The organism is Pseudomonas sp. AC016 (genome assembly GCF_979253365.1).
Genome location: NZ_CEEDCC010000001.1, coordinates 4067117 through 4089915, shown reverse-complemented (window position 1 = coordinate 4089915; position 22799 = coordinate 4067117). Strand labels below are relative to the sequence as shown.

The following is a 22799-nucleotide window of genomic DNA, read 5'->3' as shown; positions in this document are numbered from 1 at the left end:
CGCCGCACACTGTGTGACTGACAGGAGTTGCTCATGACCGGGACCGTAACCGGCAAGACCGACGTTGTTCTGCTGCCCACGCGCAAAACCCTTTCAACCCATGAAACAGTGGTTCACCAGGTATTGGCGCAGAAGCTGGCGACGCTGCTCGGCGCAGAATTCGTCGGGCTGTACGACAGCGTGATTCATCAAGGGCGAGCTCTGTATTTCGTCCCGTCCGACACGTTGATCGAACGGGATAATCCCGGTATTCGATCTGCCGACGATCTGTTCGGCGGCGTCATCGCTGAGCCGTTCATGGCGACCAAGGCCCTTTCGCATCTGCTGCCCGATAACGCAACGTATAAACCGCCCGGCTGGTCAGACGCGTTTCATCGTCAGGCTGCGCAGGCCGTGCTCGCTGGCTTTTCGGTTTTTACCGATAAGGATGCGTCGAGAGTCGGCACACAGATGCTCGCCAACGGTCCGGTGCGATTGAAACCTGTGCTCGCGACGGCGGGACGCGGTCAGGTGGTAGTAACCACAGAAGCAGAGCTGACTGAAGCCATTGCCCGGCAGGACCTGCACGAGATGCAAGAATACGGCCTTGTACTGGAAGAAAACCTGACAGAGGTCGTGACCCTGAGCGTGGGTCAGGTACAGGTGGCCGGGCTGACCGCCAGTTATTACGGGACTCAGGACCTGACGCGGGACAATCAGGGCGAAACCGTCTACGGCGGTTCACGCCTGCACCTCGTGCGGGGCGATTATCAGGCCTTGTTGCGTCTGCCTTTGGACGATTCGGTCAGGCGCGCCGTGCAGCAGGCGCTGGCTTATGAGAGCGCCGCATTTGCCTGTTTTCCCGGCTTCATCGCGTCCCGCCGCAACTACGACATCGCCCAAGGCACCAACGCGCAAGGCCAGCGTTGCTCAGGCGTGCTGGAGCAATCCTGGCGCATCGGCGGTGCCAGCGCAGCGGAAGTAGAGGCGTTGCTGTTGTTCAACGCCGGCCCGGCACTGCATCAGGTCACTGTCTCGACCCACGAGGTGTATGGCAAGACCACGCTTCCCGCCGATGCCCAGGTGCTCTATGAGGGCGACGACCCTCAGGTGGGCTTCATCAGCAAATTCGTTCAGGTGGAGCCTCTATGAGCGTTCGCAGTGAAATCATCGAGATCAAGGTAGGCAGCCAATCCATCTCCGGGTCCATCGTCACGCCGTGCGAGAAGTTTCCCGGCATTCTGTTCGTCCATGGCTGGGGTGGCAGCCAGCAGCGCGACTTGGCACGGGCCAAGAACATCACGGGGCTGGGCTGTGTCTGCCTGACCTTCGACCTGCGCGGTCATGAGCGTACCGAGGGCCTTCGGGCCAAGGTTTCACGTGAGCAGAGCCTGGAGGACCTGCTGGCCGCCTATGACCGACTCGTCAGCCACCCTTCTGTCGACCCTGAGGCCATTGCGGTGATCGGCACCAGTTATGGGGGGTATCTTGCGACCATCCTGAGTGCGATGCGCCCGGTCAAATGGATGGCGTTGCGCGTACCTGCCCTGTATTGGGACGCCGACTGGGACATGCCCAAGCAGGAACTGGATCGCGACAGACTTGCGCACTACCGACGTTCGGCCGTCACCGCAGCGGACAATCGTGCGTTGGCAGCCTGCAAGGAGTTCAGAGGGGATGTGCTGCTGATTGAATCAGAGCGTGACGACTATGTACCGCACGCCACGCTGATGAGCTATCGCAGTGCCTTCGAACTGGCGCACTCGCTGACCTATCGCCTGGTGGACGGTGCCGACCACGCATTGAGCAGCGATATCAGCCAGAGCGTCTACAGCTCGATGCTGACCAACTGGATCAGCGAGATGGTCATTGGCGCTCGGCTGGTGGATTACCCTCACCACTCAGCCAAGTACTCATGACCCGCAAGCGATCCCGAACGACCGAATCAGTACTTGGTGCTTTGCTGTTCAGGCTTGGCGGGCGTGTCGACGTGACGCGGGCCTGCAACCAGCAGAGCCAGCACGCCAAGAATTGGCACGGCAACGATCACGATGATCCACATCAGTTTGTTACTGGACTCCGTGACGCTCTTACGAACACGCATCACCGCCCATATATCCGAAATCACGATCAACGCCGTAATCGCTGTAAACAGCCACAAATGATTTTCCGATATCCAAGGCATTTGAAATCTCCTGCACATTCAACGAAGGCGGCCAGACCGGCGCCCTTACTGTAGAAGAGGCTTGAGAGCACCTTAAAGTTCAGAGAAGTAGGAAAAATCAGGCTTTTTCCGAGCGCTCGACCGCCATCGGTCCAGTGCGGTGAAACCATTGCGTCACGTCGTATTCAATCCGAAGAGGCTCGCAAGGACCTGCGAGACCTGTTCGCCATCGGAGGGAATGTCATGAACGCATTTATCGTCAAGCTGTTCACCCGCCCCGCCAACGCGTGGAGAAACATACGCGACGAGGAAGAGCACAGCCCACGCCAATACCTGCCGCACTTGATATTGCTTGGTCTGATCCCGGCCGTCTGCCTGTACATCGGTACGACACAGGTGGGCTGGAGCATGACACTTGAAGATCGGGTCTGGTTGAGCACCAAAAGCGCTTTGCAGCTATGTACCCTGCTGTACATTGCCATTCTGGCCGGTACAGCGCTGATGGGCACGTTCATCCGCTGGCTGTCACGCACCTCCGAAGCGCGGCCAACGCTCAACCAGTGCATCGGTTTCGCCACTTACACCATCACCCCATTCTTCATCGCGGGGCTTGCGGGCTTGTATCCCAGCCGCTGGCTGATGATTCTGGTACTGGGGCTTGCCGCCATTCATTCGACCTTTCTGCTGATCATCGGCATTCGCACCTTCATGCGCCTGCCACCCGGCAACGCCCCGCTCTACGCGGCCGCAGTGTGGGGTGTCGGCGTGCTGGTGCTCGTGACGATTCTGGTGTCGACGATACTGCTCTGGTACCACGTGCTCACGCCTGACTATGTGCGCACCGTACTGGGGGACGTGCCGGCAGGATGATGTGAGGCCAAACCTGATGGGGAGCCCATCAGGCCTTCGACAACACACTGTCGCGCAGCAAACACCGGAATGGGGAAGGCCTCACCACGTCTTCGACGCAGCGCTGTCGTGGAGCAAACGCCGGACTGTGGGAGGCGGCTTGCCGGCGATCTGCCGGGAACCGGCAGCAAGGCCTGCGCACGCGGTGTACCAGATGCAATCAAGGGCCTGCGCAGCCCATCGCTGCCGTCCTGACCTGCGAGAGCTCCCTCACCCTGCGGGCAGAAGCAGCTCTGCGCAACGGCGTGAACTCAGCGCGTCCTGGCCGGTTTAGCGTCGATCTTCACCCGGAACAGGCTGTAGGGCTTTTCCCGCAGATCCTTGCCGCCATGAAACAGTCCCTGGCGATGCAGCTGGTTGGCGATGAAGTAGAGGTAGCCGTCATTTGCCACCGACAACGTGTCCGGCCACAGCATTCGAGGATCGTGAGCGACCGTCTGCCAGCTTCCGTCCGCAAGACGTTTGCGAATGCTGTTGTCTTCATAGTCGCCCGCGTAGATCGCGCCATCGATGTCGGCTTCCAGTCCATCCGACGGCCCTTTTTCTCCCAGATCCTGTACTGCGGCGACAAGCTGCTCTTCAGTGATGGCTGGATCGCGCAGCAGCTTGGTCGGCACCGAATACAGGTGTCGGCTGGAAAGCGGGGAGAAATAAAGGGTCTGGCGGTCCGAGGACAAGGCGATACCGTCGGAAGCAACCGCAAACGGTTTGCTGGTCCCATCGGCGTTACGCATTTTCAGTACCTGGCCTTCAACCCTCGGCACGAAGGCAGGGTCTGCCGACGTCGAGGCTGCGCCACTCAAACGACGCACGGCCTTACCGGTCGCAATGTCCATGACAATGATTGCGCCGGGGCCACTGACAGACGAGTCGGTGACATAAATCACGCCTTCCTTCGCGGCACTGAAGTCAAAACGCATATCGTTGACATAGGTGCCTGGCAGAATGACGTTCTCAGGGAAAACCAGCGTCTTGACGACCTTGTTTGTCTTGAGGTCAACGGCAACCAGTTTGGCGCCGCCAGCGACCGGCTTGGAGAACTCAGGTGCAGCGGTATCGAGTATCCACAGATGGCCCAAACCGTCGGCGACAACGCTCTGAACGCTGATGAACCCCTTATCGGGATGCTGCGGGTCCGGCTGGTTCAAGGCGCTGTCAGGGTAAGGCACTACCTTGCCGTCGCGTAATTCGCCGACAGTGAACGGCACCTTGTCGCCCCAGCGAGGGAAGTTGACAAAAATGCGCCCTGTTTCAGTGACGCTGACGCCCGTGGGCATCGCATCATGGAACGCAAAGACCTGTTCGATTTTCCCCACGGGCTTGTCTTCTGGAAGCTTGGCGGGGGTCGCAGCCTGAACAGCCTGGCTACCGAGCGCAACCATCAAGGCTGCAGTAGCCCAGGACATCGGTTGTTTGAAAGACAAGAAAGGTCTCCTTGGCCAGCGTGAGGCGGGCCAGTATCGAAAAGTGAAAATGGCTCGCTTGAATGGCCGGATGTACCGGGCAGGCAATCTACCTGCTGCGGATACTGATCCCTTTGTGGCAAAGAAAGAAGCCGTTAAATTCACTAACACTTTCAATCAAATGAAGAAAATGAGGCGGCTGGCGGCAACTGCGAGACCTGCGCACTCAGTCCCAATTGGGACGCGGAGCGTCCCGGGATGCATGTCCACGCGGAGCGCTCGTCGTTATACATAAGTCTGCCTCAACACTGATCGTGCCCATCGCTCCCGCGTGGGCATGCATCCTGTGACGCTCCGCGTCACAAATGGCACAGACTGAAGACTCAGTGAGCCGAGCGCATGACGTGGATAACGCTGGAGCTTGGGCGCGCATCTGCGCCACATTCAAGAGCGGACGCGGAGCGTCCTGGGAGGCATTCCCACGCGGAGCGTGAGGAACGATCAGTGTGATCTCAGGCACGCCGATCATGCCCATGCCTGTGCTCAGCGTTATACCCGAGTCTTGATGCGACCACGGAATGTGGGAACGATCATCAGCGTATTCCTCCAAGAGGACTTGTGTATAACGATGAGCGCGGAGCGTGGGCACGATCAGGTACAGATGCCAGCCTTTACGCTGATCGTTCCGCACGCTCCGCGTGGGAATGCCGCTCAGGACGCTCCGCGTCCGGGCTGCGCACCTATAAGACCTGCGTAACTCAGTCCCAATTGGGACGCGAAGCGTCCCGGGCGGCGTTACCACGCAGGAGCGTGGGAACGATCATCACGGATTGCCGGAATGTCTCGATTTCACCTTCAGGAACCACGCCCCGACACCTCAGGTAATCGGCGCAGGGTTGAACAGGGTGATGTCGTTGTGTAGGCGGTAGTGCTCGGTCCAGGTCTTTTTCTTGCCGCTGGCCACTTCCAGGTAGTAGTGGAACAGCTCCCACCCCAGGTCCTCGATGCTGGCGCGTCCTGTCGCGATGCGGCCGGCGTCGATGTCGATCAGATCCGGCCAGCGCTGGGCCAGCTCGGTGCGGGTCGACACCTTCACCACAGGTGCCATCGCCAGACCATACGGCGTGCCGCGTCCGGTGGTGAACACGTGCAGGTTCATCCCGGCCGCCAGTTGCAGCGTGCCGCACACAAAGTCACTGGCCGGAGTGGCGCAGAAGATCAGCCCTTTGCCGTTGACCCGCTCGCCAGGGCCGAGCACGCCGTTGATGGCGCTGCTGCCGGACTTGACGATCGAGCCAAGGGACTTCTCGACAATGTTCGACAACCCGCCCTTCTTGTTGCCCGGCGTAGTGTTGGCGCTGCGATCCGCTTCGCCTTTGGCCAGGTAACGGTCGTACCAGTCCATTTCGCGCACCAGTGCCTGGGCGACGTCCTGATCCTGCGCACGGGAGGTGAGCAGATAGATGGCATCGCGCACTTCGGTCACTTCGGAAAACATCACCGTCGCGCCTGCACGCAGCAACAGGTCGGACGCATAGCCCAGCGCAGGGTTGGCGGTGATGCCGGAAAACGCATCGCTGCCACCGCACTGCATGCCCAGAATCAGCTCGGAGGCCGGTACCGTCTCGCGACGGCGCAGGTCCAGCTTCTTCAGGCGTACTTCAGCCAGGTCCATGATCTGCTCGACCATTTCACTGAAACCGTGGCTGGAGTCCTGAAGCTTGTAGAGCCAGGGCTCGCTCAGGTCCACCGAGCTGTCGCCCTCGTGCATCACCTGACCGGCCTGCAGCTTTTCACAGCCCAGACTGATCACCAGCGCCTCGCCGCCCAGGTTCGGGTTGCGCGCCAGGTTGCGTACGGTGCGGATCGGAATGTAAGCGTCGGTGGCGGTGATGGCCACGCCGCAGCCGTAGCTGTGGGTCAGTGCCACCACGTCATCGACGTTCGGGTATTTGGGCAGCAGTTCGTCACGGATGCGCTTGACGGCGAAGTCGAGCACGCCAGTCACGCACTGCACGGTGGTGGTGATGCCCAGGATATTGCGAGTGCCCACGGTGCCATCGGAGTTGCGATAGCCCTCGAAGGTGTAGCCTTCCAGCGGCTCGCCCTTCGCAGGTACGGCATCGGACATCGGCAGGCTGTCGAGCGCAGGCGCTGACGGCATGCGCAACTGGTCTTCCCTGACCCAACTGCCACGCGGTATCGGTTGCAGGGCGTAGCCGATGGTATGGCCGTAACGAATCACGGCTTCGCCCTCGGCCAGGTCAACGGTGCTGACCTTGTGGCTCTGCGGTACGTTATCGACAGTTACCAGGCCGTTATCGAATTCGGTTCCGGCCGGTACACCCTGGTCGTTGACCACGACCACCACGTTATCCAGCGGATGCAGCCGGATGTAACGTGGAGAATCGGCATGTTGAATCAGGTTCATCACGGTTTCCTCAGGATTTTGCTTCGGAAAGGTTGCTGGCCGTATCGGTCGGCAATGGCCCCTTTACAGGCGGCTCTATCAATTCCACACGCTTGATTTCACCCACGATGAAAATGTAACTGATCACCGCCAGCAGCGCGTTCGCGCCGACGAACACCAGTGCCCATTTGAACGAGCCGGTGGTGCTGATGATGTAACCAATCACGATCGGGGTGGTGATCGATGCAATGTTACCGAAGGTGTTGAACAGGCCGCCGCTCAAACCGGCGATCTGCTTGGGCGATACGTCGGACATGACAGCCCAGCCCAGTGCGCCCACGCCTTTGCCGAAGAATGCCAAGGCCATGAAGCCCACGACCATCCATTCGATGTCAACGTAGTTGCAGGTCACGATGGAGGTCGACAGCAGCAGACCGCCAATGATCGGTGCCTTGCGGGCGAAGGTCAGCGAGTGGCCCTTGCGCAGCAGGTAGTCGGAGATGATCCCGCCCAACACGCCGCCGATGAAACCACAGATGGCAGGCAGGGACGCAATGATACCGGCCTTGAGAATGGTCATGCCGCGTTCCTGGACCAGATACACCGGGAACCAGGTCAGGAAGAAGTAGGTGATGCCGTTGATGCAGTACTGGCTCAGGTAGATGCCCAGCATCATGCGGTTGGTCAGCAACTGCTTGATGTAGTCCCATTTCGGACCGCTGCTGCCGTCTTTCTTCGACTTCGATTTGTCCTGATCCATGTCAACCATACCGCCGTTGCTGGCGATGTGATCGATCTCGGCCTGGTTGATGCGTGGATGGCTGCGCGGGCTGTAGATAACCTTCATCCAGATGGCGGAGAAGACGATGCCTGCCGCGCCCATGACGATGAACACGTGCTGCCAGCCGTAGGTGTAGACGATCCAGCCCATCAGCGGCGCGAACAGTACAGTGGCGAAATACTGCGCGGAGTTGAAGATGGCTGACGCCGTGCCGCGTTCAGCGGTCGGGAACCAGGCGGCGACGATACGTGCGTTGCCGGGAAAGGATGGCGCTTCGGCCAGGCCCACCAAAAAGCGCAGCATGAACAGCGCGACGATGGCGGTCGAGATACCGAACTCACCCACATAGCCTTGCAGCAGGGTGAACAGCGACCAGGTGAAAATGCTCATGGCGTAGACTTTCTTCGAACCGAAACGGTCGAGCAGCCAGCCACCGGGGATCTGACCGGCCACGTAGGCCCAGCCGAATGCAGAGAAGATATAGCCCAGAGTGACGGCACTGATGCCAAGGTCTTTCTGGATGCTTGAACCAGCGATAGCGATGGTGGCACGGTCGGCGTAGTTGATCGTGGTGACCAGAAACAGCATCAACAGGATCAAATAGCGGACGTGCGTCGGCTTGGACGTTTGCATCGGTTGAACTCCCACTAGTTATTTTTTTACGCGGGTACATCTGTTTTTGGGTGTAGCGCTACAGGCCCCTTAGAAGTGTCGCGGCGACGCCAGCTTCTACCTGTACGGGTCATGCATTCCAACGACAAAACCGCTGATCGCTCAGCGGTTCGGTCTTCAGAGGTGTTACTGCTTGCCTTGCTTGTCCATCAGCGCTGCGAGCTTGTCGCACTCTTCTGGCGTCAGGTCGGTCAGCGGCGCGCGGACCGGACCTGCGTCGTAGCCTGCGATTTTTGCACCGGCTTTCACGATGCTGACGGCGTAGCCCGCTTTGCGGTTACGGATTTCCAGGTAAGGCAGGAAGAAATCGTCGATGTACTTGCCGACTGCTTCGTGGTCGTCACGGGCAATGGCGTGGTAGAAATCCATCGCCAGTTTCGGCACGAAGTTGAACACTGCCGAGGAGTAGACCGGCACGCCCAGCGCCTTGTAGGCAGCGGCGTAGACTTCGGCGGTCGGCAGACCACCCAGGTACGAGAAGCGGTCGCCCAGACGGCGGCGGATCGAAACCATCAGTTCGATATCGCCCAGACCATCCTTGTAGCCGATCAGGTTAGGGCAGCGCTCGGCCAGTTTTTCCAGCAGCGAGGCGTTCAGGCGGCAGACGTTGCGGTTGTAGACAACCACGCCGATCTTGACCGATTTGCAGACCGCTTCAACGTGCGCGGCAACGCCGTCCTGGCTGGCTTCGGTCAGGTAGTGCGGCAGCAGCAGCAGGCCTTTGGCGCCCAGACGCTCGGCTTCCTGAGCGTATTCGATGGCCTGGCGAGTCGAACCGCCCACGCCTGCGAGAATCGGCACGCTGGTGGCGCAGGTATCAACGGCAGTCTTGATGACTTCGGAGTATTCGCTGGCGGCCAGGGAGAAGAACTCACCTGTGCCACCTGCTGCGAACAGAGCGCTGGCGCCGTACGGGGCCAGCCACTCGAGACGCTTGATGTAGCCAGCGCGATTGAAGTCGCCCTGAGCATTGAAATCGGTAACCGGGAAGGACAGCAGACCGGAAGAGAGGATGGACTTCAGTTCTTGTGGATTCATTATTCGAACACCCTGTGGGACATAAATTGTGAATGGATCATCGGGGCAGTGCCGATGTCGTAAGTCATCGTACAACTGAAAATACATTCCCTCAACAGGCATTTACGGGTTTTTGTCTTACAAGGCGATGAATGGGGCTGAAGGCCTTGACCGGCCTGGGTTTGGCGGGATTCGGGATTGCTGAAAGTTATACGGCAAGTGCAGATTTCGTCCAGAGCATAGTGCCTGGACCGACATACTGCTCGTGCCTAAGCTCTGCTCAGGCAGTCAGCCAACGGTGCTCTGCGTCACATCAACAGCGGACGCAGAGCGTCCAGAGAGGCGTTACCATGCCGAGCGCTCATCGTCATACACAAGTCTGCCTCAACACTGATCGTGCCCATGCTCTGCGTGGGCATGCCGCCCGTGACGCTCCGCGTCACAAATGGCACAGATTGCGGATTCAGTAAGCCGGGCGCATGACGTGGGTAACGCTGGAGGTTGGCCACACATCTGCGCCACATTCGAGAGCGGACGCGGAGCGTCCTGGGAGGCATTCCCACGCAGAGCGTGAGGAACGATCAGTGTGGGGGCTGGCTCTGTACCCGATCGTGCCCACGCTCTGCGTGGGTATGCCGCCCGTGACGCTCTGCGTCACATCAGGCGCGCTGCGATTCAGCCTCTTCGTGAGCGTGACGCAGACGTTCACGGCTGTTTGTCAGGTGCAGGCGCATGGCGGCGCGGGCGGCGTCGGAGTCCTGACGGGCGATGGCCTCATAGATTTCCTCGTGCTCGCGGCTGAGCCGGTCCATGTAGTGCTGCTGATCGTCATGAGCCAGGCGCGCAGAATTCAGCCGCGTGCGCGGAATGATGCTGGTGCCCAGATGGGTCATGATGTCGGTGAAATAGCGGTTGCCGGTCGACAACGCAATCTGCAGGTGGAACTGGAAGTCAGACGCCACCGCATCGGTCGCGTGAGCAGCGCTTTCATTCAGCGCGTCCAGCGCAGCTCGCATGGCAGCCAGTTCCTCGGCGCTGCGGCGCTGTGCAGCCAGCCCGGCGGACTCGACTTCCAGGCTGATGCGCAATTCGAGAATCGCCAGCACATCACGCAAGGTGACGATGGTGGCCGGGTCGATCCGGAAACCGCTCGGGCTCGGCGTATCCAGCACAAAGGTGCCGATCCCGTGGCGGGTTTCGACCAGGCCGGACGCCTGCAGGCGTGAAATCGCTTCACGAACCACAGTACGGCTGACGCCCTGCTCTTCCATGATGGCGGATTCGGTGGGCAATTTATCGCCACGCTTGAGCTGTCCACTGCGAATACGCTCGGACAATTCAGTCACCAGCTCCTGCGCAAGGCTGCGGTGCTTTCTACGGGCGCGGGGCGGAGCGCTTTGATTTTCCATATCCAACATCGATCTCTGGACAGTTAAACAAGCGTCAATCATAGCTCAGCGGTTGTATGATCACACCCCAAAAGCTCGGCCCCGCTACCCATAAGCTTCATCAGGCCGGTTCAGACGCCCGGCGCTCGATCAATTGCCCCCCTTCGACCTGCACATGCCGGTCATGAAAACGCTTCAGACTGCTGCGATGTCCCACGCTGAGCAGGGTCAGGCCGGGAATCTCTTCGAAGAGCGCATGGTGCATCGCCGCCTCGTCCTCTTCGTCCATCGCAGAGGTCGCTTCATCCATGTACAGCCACTGCGGTGTCAGCAGCAGCGCGCGGGCAAAGGCCATCCGCTGTTGCTCGCCGGGCGACAGCACTCGTTGCCAGTGATCACTGTCATCCAGTCGCGCCACCAACGGCTCGAGGCGACATTTGCGTAGCGCCTCGGCGTACCGTTCAGCCGGAAACTTTTCGGGCGGCTGTGGATAACTCAAGGCCTCACGCAAGGTACCGATCGGTAGATAGGGCCGTTGCGGCAGAAACAGGGCACGCCCTTCCGGTATGCCGATCTTGCCCGTGCCCTTGGGCCATAAGCCGCCAAGCGCCCTGAGCAAAGAGCTTTTGCCGCTGCCTGACCGGCCACTGAGCATCACTTTCTCGCCCTGGCCAATATGCAGATGCGCGTCTTGAAGCAAATGCCGACCGCTGGCCAGCGTCAGGCCCAGGTCTTTCAGGTCTACTGCATTCCCGGCTTGCACCCTTTGGATGGACGGAACCTGAACCTCGTGGTCGCTCATGGCCTGACGGAAGCTCAGCAGACGATCACTGGTCGCCCGCCATGACGCCAGCGTGTCATACGCGCTGATAAACCAGCTGAAGTTCTCCTGCACGTTGCCGAACGCCGAGTTGATCTGCATCAGATCACCCAGTTCGATCTTGCCTGCAAAGTACCGGGGCGCTGCGACAACGAACGGAAAGATAATCGCGATCTGGCCATAGCCCGACGTGAAGAACGTCAGTCGCTTCTGCACCTTCATCGAGGTCAGGACGTTATGCCAGATCATCGAGAACCGGCCGCTCAGCCGTTGGTTTTCATTCTTTTCGCCGTCGGACAGCGCGATGCTTTCCGCGTTTTCCCGCACCCGCACCAGCGCATAACGCAGGTCCGCTTCGTAGCGTTCCTGCTGGTTGTTGAGCGGAATCAGACGCCGACCGATCCAGTGGGTCAGAAAGCTGCCGACGATGGCGTAAAGCATGGCGGCCCAGAACATGTAGCCGGGAATGGTGATGCCGAACAGCTCGATACTTCCCGACACGCCCCACAGAATGACCGAGAACGACACCAGGCTGACCACCGCGCTCATCAGGCCAAGCCCGAGGTGCAGGGTGCTGGTTGTAAATTCATTGAGGTCTTCGGACAGACGCTGGTCCGGGTTATCGGTGTAACCGCCCTGCTCCAGGTGGTAGTAATTCTTGTGCGCCAGCCAGCGTGCGAAATGCTGCTCGGTCAGCCAGCGCCGCCAGCGGATCGTAAGCATCTGCGTCAGATAAAGCCGATACACGGCAGCGAAAATGGCGATAGCGGCCAGGCCGCTGAAATACAGGATCAGGTGCGTGAAAGCACCTGTATCCTTGTTCTGCAAGGCGTTGTAGAACTCGCGATACCAGCTGTTGAACATCACTGACATCTGCACGCTGAACAGTGACAGTGCCACCACGGAGGCCAGCAGCACCCAGGCCATGGTTTTTTCTTCACTGCGCCAATACGGTGTAATCAGTTTCCAGACCCTTGGAAAAAACGCTCCTTTAACGGTGTCGTTGACGACGGAATACTCGGCATTGCGTTTCATGTAATTCAGGCTCGCTGTCTGCAAAAGAACGATGCCTGACCACAATGAAGCAAAAAAACGCCTGAACGATCAACATGAAAAAAGCTTCATCAACGCCGCACGGGACGCTTCTGCAATTTGCGCTGCAAGGTCCGGCGATGCATACCCAGCGCACGTGCGGTGGCCGAAATGTTGCCTTCATGCTCGGTCAGCACGCGCTGGATATGCTCCCACTGCAGGCGATCCACCGACATGGGGTTTTCCGGCACCAGCGTGTCGAGGTTGGCGTGCTCCGACAACAGGGCCGCCAGCACATCATCGGCATCCGCCGGTTTGCACAGGTAGTTGCAGGCACCGCGCTTGATGGCTTCGACAGCGGTGGCGATGCTCGAATAACCGGTGAGAATCACCACGCGCATGTCCGGGTCCATTTCCAGCAGCTTGGGCAGCAGCACCAGGCCGGAATCACCATCCATCTTCAGGTCCAGCGCGGCGTATTCGGGGATGTCCTGTTGCGCCAGTATCAGACCTTCTTCCGCCGAACCTGCGGTGCTGACCCGAAAACCGCGACGGCTCATGGCGCGTGCCATGACCCGGGTGAAGGTCGCGTCGTCATCGACCAGCAGCAGGTGCGGCAACTCTTCGCCGTCTACCTGAATCTCTTCGTCACTCATGCTTCTTCTCCTCGCGTGTCACGGGGCAGTCGCAGCTCGGTGAGCGTACCGCCTTCTTCATGACTGTAGAGCTTTACCGAGCCACCCGCGCGGGTGACGCTGGCCTTGCTCAGGAACAGGCCAAGGCCGAAACCCTTGCCCTTGGTAGTAAAGAACGGTTTGCCGATCTGCTCGGCAATGGCCAGCGGCACACCGGCGCCGTGGTCACGAATACTGATGCACACTTCCGTGCTGTCCCAGTCCAGATTGACTTCCAGCCCGTCGGGACAGGCATCGGCAGCGTTGTTGAGCAGGTTGAGCAATGCCTGTGTCAGGTCCGGTGGCGGCGCCAGCATCGGCACCTCGTCCTTGCCCAGCTTCTGGAAGCGATAGCTCACTTCAGGGCGCATCAGGTGCCAGCGATTGAGCGACTCGTCCAGCCATTGCGTGGCCGGTTGATAGTCGACCGCCATGCGCCGGTTGGCCTCGGCAGCGCGTACCAGCTGCTGAAGGGTCTGCTTGCATTGCTTGACCTGCTCCTGCAGCACCGACAGGTCATCCTGCAGGGCCGGATCGCTGTGGTCCTGGCGCATTTCCTTGAGCAGCACGCTCATGGTCGCCAGCGGCGTACCCAGTTCATGCGCGGCTCCGGCTGCCTGCGTCGCTACAGCCAGCAGTTGCTGGTCTCTCAGGCCTTCTTCCCGACGCTCGGCGCGCAGCTGGTCCTGACGGCGCAGTTCTTCAGCCATCTTCGCGGCGAAAAACGTGATCACCCCCGCTGCCAGCACGAAGCTCAGCCACATGCCATAGACCTGCATGTTTTCCCGGGCGATGGGGTAGGTTTCCAGCGGGTAGGACTGCACCATCAGAAAGGTATACAACCCCAGCGCAAAACCGGACAGGATCAGCGAATAGCGCCATGGCAATGTCGCTGCGGCAATGGTCAGCGGCACCAGATAGTAAGAAACGAACGGGTTGGTCGAACCGCCCGAGTAATACAGCAGCGCACTGTGGATCAGCAGGTCCAGCGCCAGTTGCAAGGCGTATTCGAGTTCGGTCAGCGGCAACGAGGTGCGCAGACGAATGACAGTCAGCAGGCACAGGATCAGCGAACAGCCCAGAGTGATCGACAACTGCAGCCACGGCAGCGGAAGAAAGTCGAACAGCCAGGCAATCCCCACCGAACCGGCTTGCGCGGCCAGCACCAGGATGCGGATGAATGTCAGGCGCCACAGGTTCTGACGCGTGGCTGAAAGCATTTGAACGGGGGCGAGCATGAGCTCTCCTGATGAGCGCTCCAGGCGGATCGGGACGAGTATAACCAAGCATGGCGCAAAACTGGAAAAGTGCGTCAACGCGCCGCATCGTTGGGCGCGTCGGGGGTGCAGGAACCAGTCTCAAGGGTTACAGTCTGATGAGTCTGCGCCGTCCGACAGCCGTCGAAGGCCGCCTTATAACAAGGAGTTCTCATGTTCACTCTCCGCCCTGCCGCCACGCTTTTTGCGCTGGCTGCCGTTACCCTCTCCAGCCTGCCGGCCATGGCCGAAGAAGCCCGCTATAACCAGATTTCCCTGCGCGCCGAAGTCAATCAGGAAGTCCAGCGGGACCTGATGATGGTGACGCTGTACACCGAAGCGCAGGACAGCGACCCCGCGAAACTGGCTACGCAGGTGACCGAGACGTTGAACAAGGCGCTGGGCCAGGCGCGTCAGGCCAAGGATGTGAAGATTCGTCAGGGCAGCCGTAACAGCTATCCGATTTACGATGACAAGGGCCAGAAGATCACTGGCTGGCGTGAGCGCGCAGAAGTCCGCCTGGAAAGTGCCGATTTCGCTGTCCTGTCCAAGCTGACCGGCGAACTGCTCGGCGATCTGAAAATGGGCGGCATGGACTTCTCGATCTCGCCCGCCACGCGCAAGGCCAGTGAAGACACCCTGCTCAAGGATGCCGTCACGGCGTTCAAGGCGCGTGCGCAACTGGTCACCGAAGCGCTGGGCGGCACCGGCTACAAACTGGTCAACCTGAACCTCAACACCTCGGGCTACCCGCAACCGTACCTGCGTGCGCCAGTGGCCATGATGATGAAGTCCTCGCGTGAAGACGCAGCACCGACGCCAGACGTTGAAGCGGGCACCAGCCAGGTGAGCGTGGCGGCAGATGGGGTGATTGAGGTGGCGGTTCCATAAGCTCTCTGTCCTCAGAATCGAGAGCGGACGCGGAGCGTCCTGAGCAGCGTTACCACGCAGAGCGTGGGAACGATCGGGGTCTCAGGCACACTGATCATGCCCATCGCTCCGCGTGGGCATGCCTCCCGTGACGCTCCGCGTCACAAATGGCACAGATTGACGTCCACTTTTCGCCTTCTATTACCTCCAGAATTCCCGCCATCCTCGGCCGCGTCTTACAACATCAACCGCGCAGGCTTATTTCACTAAATCCCCTCATCCGTAAACTTGCCCGCACTCCCCAACCGGGCATTGCTGCGCACACGAGCACCTGCCCCACTTTCAGGAATCACGGATGAATCCTCAAGACCCGACACGCCATCAACCCGCCCATGACCAGCACGACAACGCTGCCGAGCCGCTCCCGACGCCGCTGCGCTTCGAGGCCGGTGAAGGTGACGAACACCGACATACCCACGGATCGATTGAGGCTGTTCTGGAAACAGCCGGTTTCAGAAAAGACGAAATCCGCGCCATCTATTACGGCAACTGGTTGCGCGACTACTCACAACTGGTCGACCCCAAGCTTGTCCGCGCACCCGACATGCCCAAGCGTTTCCCTGACCTGCTGTCTCGCGAAGCCCTTACGCAAATCGTTGACGTGCTGGCGGTGAAAGCCTTCACCGATCTGATGAAAATAGACCGGTCGCTCTTCATCGTGACACCGCAGCGTCTGGGCGTGTATCGCGCCGCCGAACACATCGACAACCCCAGGGCCATCAACCCTGCCCCCGCCAACCCCAAAGCGCGTGATGCTGACTTCGACGACTGGACGCTGCCCGACGATCCCATTTTGCAGGTCGATCCCGAGACTTCCATGAAACGCTACCTCCAGCGTTCGGTGGATCTCATGGCGGCAGATCTGGACATCGCCGTAGAGGCGGGTCCTTCCTCCACAGACGGGCTCAGGGCAATGGGCGCCGCATTGCACATCCTCGAAGACTTCTTCGCCCACTCCAACTTCGTCGAACTGAGCCTGATCAAGCTGGGCCATACCGATGTGCTGCCGTGGACCTCGGAAGCCGATTGCAGGCACCGTCTGCCGTTGGTGACGGGAAGTTTCGGCGGCAGCGACATCATTGCCAGCCTGGCGGCACCGCTGGGCAAGATACTGTTTCCGAACAAGGACAAGCCCTTCGAAGCCTTGCAGCCGGGCGTTCGCTATGAACGCGACCAGATCATCCAGATTCTGCTCAGCGAGCACCCGGACGAAAACCTGCTTCGGGCCTTTGAGGAGTTTCTGAAGGCTCGTGACGGCTGGGCGCTGCTGCCCTTTTCCGAGCAGGTCGAACGCTTCTATGCATTCATTGCGACACCCGGCCGACTACTTGGCAATGCCGTGGGCAGCGTCCTGCTGGGGCTGATGGCAATGCTTGGCAACAGCATCGACGATCTCCAGACCGGGCTTGGCGATGACCCTCATACCAACGGTTCGACAGATCCGTCCCACTCGCAACTGGCCAAGGACCACGCGGAACACCCCTTGCACGAACCGGCTGCGCTGCTGGCCAGGCATGCCGTGCTTCAGGTTGGACAGGCGGTACTGAGCCAGTGGCACTCTGCAGACGAAACCGAACATCCTTCGCAGGTCGCTGCGCGGTTCTTCGCTCACGCCATGGACACTGACTGGCAAGACACGCTGTTGCGGGAATGGGCCGATGCCCATCCTGAACAGGTCAGACGCGCGACGTTGAAAAACGAACTGGATCAGCTTCATCGTCATATCCAAAGTCATGCGTCCGAGGCGCTGCAGCAATTCGAACACGGCAGTGACAACTTCCTGGATACCTTCTTTAAAAGCACGTCGCTGTCGGACATGTGGAAAAAGATCACCGGCAAGTAAGATTTGTCCCTATCCGACCAAGTGCGGCACTATCGTGTTACATCTTTTGTCGACACTAGACGTGTCAACACTCAGCACGGTCATTGCCGCACTTCGTGAGGGATCCATGGGACACACCATCTTCAAACCGCTGCTACTGACCACCGCCCTGCTGGCCTGCGCACCTCTTGCTCAGGCAGCCACCACACTGGTGTATTGCTCGGAAGCGAGCCCGGCAGGTTTCGACCCCAGTCAGTACACCAGCGGCACCGATTTCGATGCCTCCGCTGAAACCGTTTTCAACCGCCTGACGCAGTTCAAGCGCGGCGGCACGGAAGTGGAGCCAGGGTTGGCAACCCGTTGGGACGTGTCGTCCGATGGACTGACCTACACCTTCCACCTGCGCGAAGGTGTGAAATTCCACACCACGGACTATTTCAAACCGACCCGCACCTTCAATGCCGACGACGTGCTGCTCACCTTCAACCGCCTGCTGGACCCGAACCACCCGTTCCGCAAGGCCTACCCTTCCGAATCGCCGTACTTCACCGACATGGGTCTCAACACCACGATCAAGCAGGTCGAGAAGGTTGACGCCAATACCGTCAAGTTCACGCTCAACAACATTGACGCGGCGTTCGTACAAAACCTGGCGATGAGCTTCGCCTCTATCCAGTCGGCCGAATACGCTGATCAGTTGCTCAAGGAAGGCAAGGCGCAGGACCTCAACCAGAAGCCTGTCGGCACCGGCCCGTTCGTGTTCAAGCGTTACCAGAAAGACTCGCAGATCCGTTACACCGGTAACACCGAGTACTGGAAACCCGAAGACGTGAAGATCGACAACCTGATTTTCTCGATCAGCAGCGATGCCGCCGTGCGCCTGCAGAAGCTCAAGGCCGGCGAATGTCAGGTCAGTGGCTACCCTCGCCCGCAGGACATCGAGGAAGTGCAGAAGGATCCGAAGCTCAAGGTATTGAGCCAGCCGGGCTTCAACCTCGGTTTTCTGGCGTACAACGTGACTCACCCGCCGCTTGATCAGCTCAAGGTGCGTCAGGCACTGGACATGGCCATCGACAAACAGGCCATCATCAAGGCTGTTTACCAGAGCGCAGGCCAGTTGGCCGAAAACGCACTGCCGCCAGCCCAGTGGAGCTATGACCCGACGATCAAGGACGCTCCCCGCGACCTGACCAAAGCCAAACAGTTGCTCAAGGAAGCAGGCGTGGCGCCGGGCACTAAAATCGATCTGTGGGCCATGACGGTTCAGCGCGCCTCCAACCCCAACGCACGCATGTCGGCGCAGATGATCCAGTCCGACTGGGACAAGATCGGCATCAAGGCCAATATCGTCAGTTACGAATGGGGTGAGTACATCAAGCGCGCCAAGGCTGGCGAACATGACGCGATGATCTACGGCTGGACCGGCGACAACGGTGACCCGGACAACTGGCTCGGCGTGCTGTACAGCTGTGCCGCCGTCAAAGGCAGCAACTACGCCAAGTGGTGCGACCCGGCTTACGACAAGCTGGTGCAACAGGCAAAGCTGACGACCAACCGCGACGAGCGCATCAAGCTGTATCAACAGGCCCAGCACATTCTCAAGCAGCAGGTGCCGATCACACCGATTGCCAACTCCAGGGTTTTCCAGCCGATGCGCAAGGAAGTGCAGGACTTCAAGATCAGTCCATTCGGGCTGACACCGTTCTACGGGGTCAGTCTGAGCAAGTGAGGTAACAGTCGCAGCCCCAACCGGGTGCATTAACCCCACCCGGACGCCTCTTAATGGGGCGCGATTTGTTTCAAAACTGGTCACGCAAACGATCAAATACCGAAAAAATTACACTTTCGCGACATTCCTGTACGATCGTGCCACTCTTTGTGGCTTCTTTGGCGTCAGCATCTTGCTTTGGGTATGGCCCCTGCATAAGTATCGGACGGATCGGCTCACGAGGTCGGTTCCTCTAATCAAAAAATGACAACAACTGAGGCCACCATGCTCAAACACGCGGTCATTCCGTTTCTAGTCGGCGCCACCCTGCTCGCAAGTGCACCTTTCGCTCACGCAGCATCGAATCTGGTGTTTTGCTCCGAAGGCAGCCCCGCGGGCTTTGACCCGGCCCAGTACACCACCGGCACCGATTTCGACGCCTCGGCAGAAACCATGTTCAACCGTCTGGCCCAGTTCGAGCGTGGCGGCACTGCCGTTCAGCCGGGCCTGGCGACCAGTTGGGACATCTCCGACGACGTACTGACGTACACCTTCCATCTGCGCAAGGGCGTCAAGTTCCACACCACCCCGTACTTCAAGCCGACTCGCGAATTCAACGCGGACGACGTGCTGTTCACCTTCAACCGCATGATCAATCCGGACATGCCGTTCCGCAAAGCGGCACCGACGGAGTTCCCGTACTTCACCGATATGGGCATGGACAAGAACATCGCCAAGATCGAGAAGGTCGACGACTACACCGTCAAGTTCGTGCTGAACACCGTTGATGCCGCGTTCATTCAGAACCTGGCGATGAGCTTTGCCTCGATCCAGTCTGCCGAGTACGGCGACCAGTTGCTCAAGGAAGGCAAGGCAGCGGACATCAACCAGAAGCCGGTCGGCACGGGTCCGTTCGTGTTCAAGAGCTACCAGAAGGATTCCAACATCCGTTTCACCGGCAACAAGGATTACTGGAAGCCTGAAGACGTCAAGATCGACAACCTGATCTTCGCCATCACCACCGACCCGTCGGTGCGCATCCAGAAGCTCAAGAAAGGCGAATGCCAGATCACCGCCTATCCACGCCCGGCGGACCTGGAGCCACTCAAGGCCGACAAGAATCTGAAAATGCCTGACCAGGCTGGCTTCAACCTGGGTTACATCGCCTACAACGTGATGGACAAGATCAAGGGTGAAGACCGCGAGAACCCGCTGTCCCAGCTCAAGGTTCGTCAGGCTCTGGACATGGCCGTCAACAAGCAGCAGATCATCGACTCGGTCTACCAGGGCGCGGGCCAACTGGCCGTCAACGCCATGCCGCCGACCCAGTGGTCCTATGACACCACGATCAAGGATGCCAAGTACGATCCAGAGAAAGCCAAGGCCCTGCTCAAGGAAGCCGGCATCAAGGAAGGCACCGAAATCACCCTGTGGGCCATGCCTGTCCAGCGTCCGTACAACCCGAATGCCAAGCTGATGGCCGAAATGCTCCAGTCGGACTGGAAGAAGATCGGTATCAATGCACGCATCGTCAGCTACGAGTGGGGCGAGTACATCAAGCGCGCCAAGAACGGCGAAAACGGTGCCATGCTGATTGGCTGGAGCGGCGACAACGGTGACCCGGACAACTGGCTCGGCACCCTGTTCGGCTGTGACGCCCTGAACGGCAACAACTTTGCCAAATGGTGTGACAAGCCTTACGACACCATCATCAAGCAGGCCAAATCGACACCTGATCAGGCCAAGCGCACCGAACTGTACAAACAGGCGCAACACCTTCTGAAAGACGCAGTGCCGATGACGCCTATCGCGCACTCGACGGTCTATCAGCCCATGAGCACCAAAGTGCAGGACTTCAAGATCAGCCCGTTTGGTCTGAATTCCTTCTATGGTGTAAGCGTGAAGTAAACGCGATTCGACTGTGCTGCTCACGCAGCACAGTCGACGCTCTTCCTGAATAAAGAACCCTTTCGGTTAGTGGGCCAAGTGCAACTAAAGGCACTAAGCCACCTATCTGGGGGGATATTTCCTACACGTCTTGCAGCCTATAAGCCTATTTACCGGATGCCTTCAACGACATACCGTCAGAGGCAATGGCAAAGGCAGGAAGCCCGCCATCAGCTGGCCCGCTACCTGCAAGCACTGCGTGTTATTCAGTTATCGCCCAAGGGCCTGTTAGTTACCGAGCCTGAGTGCTCGTCCTTCAAGGATAGGGATCATCATGCGTAAAACTCTTGCGATGACGTCTTGCCTGAGTCTGGGTCTGCTTGCATTGACTCCGATGACCGGCATGGCGAGCAATCTGGTGTTCTGTTCGGAAGCGAGTCCAGCGGGGTTCGACAGTGCTCAATACACGTCGGCCACCGACAATGACGCCTCCGAGCCCATCTACAATCGCCTCACCGAATTCAAGCAGGGCGACACGACCGTGGTGCCTGGACTGGCAACCTCATGGGACGTGTCGCAGGATGGTCTGGTCTACACCTTCCACCTGCGCAAGGGCGTGAAGTTTCACAGCAACAAGACTTTCACGCCCACCCGCGACTTCAATGCCGATGACGTGCTGTTCACCTTCAACCGCATGCTCAAGCCCGACCATCCGTTTCGCGTGGCTTACCCTACCGAGTTTCCGTACTTCACCGGCATGGGTCTGAACAAGAAGATCAAGTCCGTCGAGAAGATCGATCCGCTGACAGTGGTCTTTACCCTGAACACGGTTGATGCCGCGTTCATCCAAAACATCGCGATGAACTTCGCAGGCATTCTGTCCGCCGAGTACGCTGAACAGTTGATGGCCAGCGGCGATGCACGGGACATCAATCAGCAGCCTATCGGTACCGGTCCGTTCGTGTTCCAGCGCTACCAGAAGGACTCGCAGATCCGCTATCGCGGCAACAAGGAGTACTGGGACCCGAGCCGGGTGAAGATCGACCAACTGATTTTCGCGATCAACACCGACGCCTCGGTGCGCGTGCAGAAGCTGCGCAAGAACGAGTGCCAGGTCACGCTGAACCCGCGTCCGGCCGACCTTGAAGCACTCCGGTCCGACAAGGCGCTGAACGTGATGGAGCGTCCGGGCTTCAACCTAGGCTACATCTCCTACAACGTGCGCCACGAACCACTGGGCAACCTGCAGGTGCGCCAGGCACTGGACATGGCCGTCAACAAGAAAGCCATTATCAATGCGGTGTACCAGGGCGCAGGCCAACTGGCCGTCAACGCCATGCCGCCGACCCAATGGTCCTATGACGACACCATCAAGGACGCCGCCTACGACCCGGAAAAAGCGAAGCAGATGCTGCGCGATGCCGGGATCAAGGAAGGCACCGAACTGACGCTGTGGGCCATGCCTGTGCAGCGCCCTTACAACCCCAACGCCAAACTGATGGCCGAAATGCTTCAGTCCGACTGGGCAAAGGTCGGCATCAAGGTTCGGATCGTCAGCTATGAGTGGGGCGAGTACCTCAAGCGCACCAAGAACGGCGAACACGATATCTCGCTGATCGGCTGGACCGGCGACAACGGTGACCCGGACAACTGGCTCGGCACGCTGTACAGCTGTGCCGCCATCGGCGGTAACAACTACTCGATGTGGTGCGACGAGAAATACGACGCGCTCATCAAAGCCGCCATTGCCACCACGGATCGGGAACAACGCACCGACCTCTACAAACAGGCGCAGCGTTATCTGAAAGAGCAGGTGCCGATCACGCCAATTGCCCACTCGACGGTCAACCAGCCGTTGCGCAAGGAAGTGGAAGGTTTCCACGTCAGCCCGTTCGGTCGTAACAACTTCTCGGGCGTCAGCGTCGCCGAGTAACCCGTAAACAGCGA

The 22799-nt window shown here is 59.3% G+C and carries 17 protein-coding genes; 8 read left to right on the top strand and 9 right to left on the bottom strand.

What is annotated here, in order from left to right:
* Window positions 1–33: 33 nt before the first annotated feature.
* Window positions 34–1131, top strand: a complete 1098-nt coding sequence (locus AC0IXS_RS18380) for a DUF3182 family protein (RefSeq protein WP_449117111.1) — start codon at window positions 34–36, stop codon at window positions 1129–1131.
* A complete protein-coding gene (locus tag AC0IXS_RS18375; protein ID WP_122690671.1) occupies window positions 1128–1898 on the top strand; it encodes an alpha/beta hydrolase family protein in 771 nt (256 codons plus the stop codon). Before AC0IXS_RS18380 ends, AC0IXS_RS18375 begins: the two co-directional genes overlap by 4 nt.
* 26 nt (window positions 1899–1924) lie before the next feature.
* Here the strand turns inward: AC0IXS_RS18375 and AC0IXS_RS18370 are convergent, their stop codons facing one another.
* Window positions 1925–2164, bottom strand: coding sequence for a PLD nuclease N-terminal domain-containing protein (locus AC0IXS_RS18370; RefSeq protein WP_004883154.1), 240 nt, complete (start codon window positions 2162–2164; stop codon window positions 1925–1927).
* A gap of 222 nt (window positions 2165–2386) precedes the next feature.
* Between AC0IXS_RS18370 and AC0IXS_RS18365 the strand changes: the two genes are divergently transcribed.
* Entirely contained in the window at window positions 2387–3013 is a 627-nt protein-coding gene (locus AC0IXS_RS18365) for a Yip1 family protein (RefSeq protein WP_449117110.1), read from the top strand.
* Window positions 3014–3303: 290 nt separating this feature from the next.
* Here the strand turns inward: AC0IXS_RS18365 and AC0IXS_RS18360 are convergent, their stop codons facing one another.
* The 8 genes from AC0IXS_RS18360 to AC0IXS_RS18325 form a co-directional block, all read right to left on the bottom strand.
* Window positions 3304–4458 (bottom strand): L-dopachrome tautomerase-related protein, encoded by a 1155-nt coding sequence (locus AC0IXS_RS18360; protein WP_471826264.1) that lies wholly within the window; start codon window positions 4456–4458, stop codon window positions 3304–3306.
* An 874-nt stretch (window positions 4459–5332) separates the two neighbouring features.
* Window positions 5333–6886, bottom strand: a complete 1554-nt coding sequence (gene garD, locus AC0IXS_RS18355) for a galactarate dehydratase (RefSeq protein ID WP_057408099.1) — start codon at window positions 6884–6886, stop codon at window positions 5333–5335.
* A 10-nt stretch (window positions 6887–6896) separates the two neighbouring features.
* Entirely contained in the window at window positions 6897–8279 is a 1383-nt protein-coding gene (locus tag AC0IXS_RS18350) for an MFS transporter (protein ID WP_057408100.1), read from the bottom strand.
* A 165-nt stretch (window positions 8280–8444) separates the two neighbouring features.
* Window positions 8445–9356, bottom strand: a complete 912-nt coding sequence (kdgD, locus tag AC0IXS_RS18345; RefSeq protein WP_471825366.1) for a 5-dehydro-4-deoxyglucarate dehydratase — start codon at window positions 9354–9356, stop codon at window positions 8445–8447.
* Between the two features lie 638 nt (window positions 9357–9994).
* Window positions 9995–10744, bottom strand: coding sequence for a FadR/GntR family transcriptional regulator (locus tag AC0IXS_RS18340; RefSeq protein ID WP_004883131.1), 750 nt, complete (start codon window positions 10742–10744; stop codon window positions 9995–9997).
* A 100-nt stretch (window positions 10745–10844) separates the two neighbouring features.
* Window positions 10845–12578: an ABC transporter ATP-binding protein/permease gene (locus tag AC0IXS_RS18335; RefSeq protein WP_057408101.1), complete on the bottom strand. Its 1734-nt coding sequence runs from the start codon at window positions 12576–12578 to the stop codon at window positions 10845–10847.
* An 89-nt stretch (window positions 12579–12667) separates the two neighbouring features.
* Window positions 12668–13231 carry a response regulator transcription factor gene (locus AC0IXS_RS18330; RefSeq protein ID WP_025994188.1) on the bottom strand — a complete coding sequence of 188 codons (564 nt, stop codon included), beginning with the start codon at window positions 13229–13231 and terminating at the stop codon, window positions 12668–12670.
* Window positions 13228–14487, bottom strand: a complete 1260-nt coding sequence (locus tag AC0IXS_RS18325) for an ATP-binding protein (RefSeq protein WP_004883125.1) — start codon at window positions 14485–14487, stop codon at window positions 13228–13230. The genes AC0IXS_RS18330 and AC0IXS_RS18325 overlap by 4 nt, the downstream gene beginning before the upstream one ends.
* Before the next feature lie 192 nt (window positions 14488–14679).
* Between AC0IXS_RS18325 and AC0IXS_RS18320 the strand changes: the two genes are divergently transcribed.
* From AC0IXS_RS18320 to AC0IXS_RS18300, 5 genes are all read left to right on the top strand, one after another.
* Window positions 14680–15396: an SIMPL domain-containing protein gene (locus AC0IXS_RS18320; protein ID WP_057408102.1), complete on the top strand. Its 717-nt coding sequence runs from the start codon at window positions 14680–14682 to the stop codon at window positions 15394–15396.
* 334 nt (window positions 15397–15730) lie between these two features.
* Window positions 15731–17278 carry an HET-C-related protein gene (locus tag AC0IXS_RS18315; RefSeq protein ID WP_471825362.1) on the top strand — a complete coding sequence of 516 codons (1548 nt, stop codon included), beginning with the start codon at window positions 15731–15733 and terminating at the stop codon, window positions 17276–17278.
* Window positions 17279–17384: 106 nt separating this feature from the next.
* Window positions 17385–18986: an ABC transporter substrate-binding protein gene (locus tag AC0IXS_RS18310; protein WP_191957591.1), complete on the top strand. Its 1602-nt coding sequence runs from the start codon at window positions 17385–17387 to the stop codon at window positions 18984–18986.
* Between the two features lie 264 nt (window positions 18987–19250).
* On the top strand, window positions 19251–20873 hold the full coding sequence (locus tag AC0IXS_RS18305) for an ABC transporter substrate-binding protein (protein WP_025994183.1): 1623 nt from the start codon (window positions 19251–19253) through the stop codon (window positions 20871–20873).
* A gap of 313 nt (window positions 20874–21186) precedes the next feature.
* Complete coding sequence (locus AC0IXS_RS18300) at window positions 21187–22785, top strand: ABC transporter substrate-binding protein (RefSeq protein ID WP_057410455.1); 1599 nt, start codon at window positions 21187–21189, stop codon at window positions 22783–22785.
* Window positions 22786–22799: the final 14 nt, after the last annotated feature.

Coding starts and splice junctions, on each gene's coding strand:
- AC0IXS_RS18370 (WP_004883154.1), bottom strand. CDS start 2,164: ATGCCTTGGATATCGGAAAATCATTTGTGGCTGTTTACAGCGATTACG.
- AC0IXS_RS18340 (WP_004883131.1), bottom strand. CDS start 10,744: ATGGAAAATCAAAGCGCTCCGCCCCGCGCCCGTAGAAAGCACCGCAGC.
- AC0IXS_RS18315 (WP_471825362.1), top strand. CDS start 15,731: ATGAATCCTCAAGACCCGACACGCCATCAACCCGCCCATGACCAGCAC.
- AC0IXS_RS18320 (WP_057408102.1), top strand. CDS start 14,680: ATGTTCACTCTCCGCCCTGCCGCCACGCTTTTTGCGCTGGCTGCCGTT.
- AC0IXS_RS18330 (WP_025994188.1), bottom strand. CDS start 13,231: ATGAGTGACGAAGAGATTCAGGTAGACGGCGAAGAGTTGCCGCACCTG.
- AC0IXS_RS18375 (WP_122690671.1), top strand. CDS start 1,128: ATGAGCGTTCGCAGTGAAATCATCGAGATCAAGGTAGGCAGCCAATCC.
- garD (WP_057408099.1), bottom strand. CDS start 6,886: ATGAACCTGATTCAACATGCCGATTCTCCACGTTACATCCGGCTGCAT.
- AC0IXS_RS18350 (WP_057408100.1), bottom strand. CDS start 8,279: ATGCAAACGTCCAAGCCGACGCACGTCCGCTATTTGATCCTGTTGATG.
- AC0IXS_RS18300 (WP_057410455.1), top strand. CDS start 21,187: ATGCGTAAAACTCTTGCGATGACGTCTTGCCTGAGTCTGGGTCTGCTT.
- AC0IXS_RS18325 (WP_004883125.1), bottom strand. CDS start 14,487: ATGCTCGCCCCCGTTCAAATGCTTTCAGCCACGCGTCAGAACCTGTGG.
- AC0IXS_RS18310 (WP_191957591.1), top strand. CDS start 17,385: ATGGGACACACCATCTTCAAACCGCTGCTACTGACCACCGCCCTGCTG.
- AC0IXS_RS18380 (WP_449117111.1), top strand. CDS start 34: ATGACCGGGACCGTAACCGGCAAGACCGACGTTGTTCTGCTGCCCACG.
- AC0IXS_RS18360 (WP_471826264.1), bottom strand. CDS start 4,458: ATGTCCTGGGCTACTGCAGCCTTGATGGTTGCGCTCGGTAGCCAGGCT.
- AC0IXS_RS18335 (WP_057408101.1), bottom strand. CDS start 12,578: ATGAAACGCAATGCCGAGTATTCCGTCGTCAACGACACCGTTAAAGGA.
- kdgD (WP_471825366.1), bottom strand. CDS start 9,356: ATGAATCCACAAGAACTGAAGTCCATCCTCTCTTCCGGTCTGCTGTCC.
- AC0IXS_RS18305 (WP_025994183.1), top strand. CDS start 19,251: ATGCTCAAACACGCGGTCATTCCGTTTCTAGTCGGCGCCACCCTGCTC.
- AC0IXS_RS18365 (WP_449117110.1), top strand. CDS start 2,387: ATGAACGCATTTATCGTCAAGCTGTTCACCCGCCCCGCCAACGCGTGG.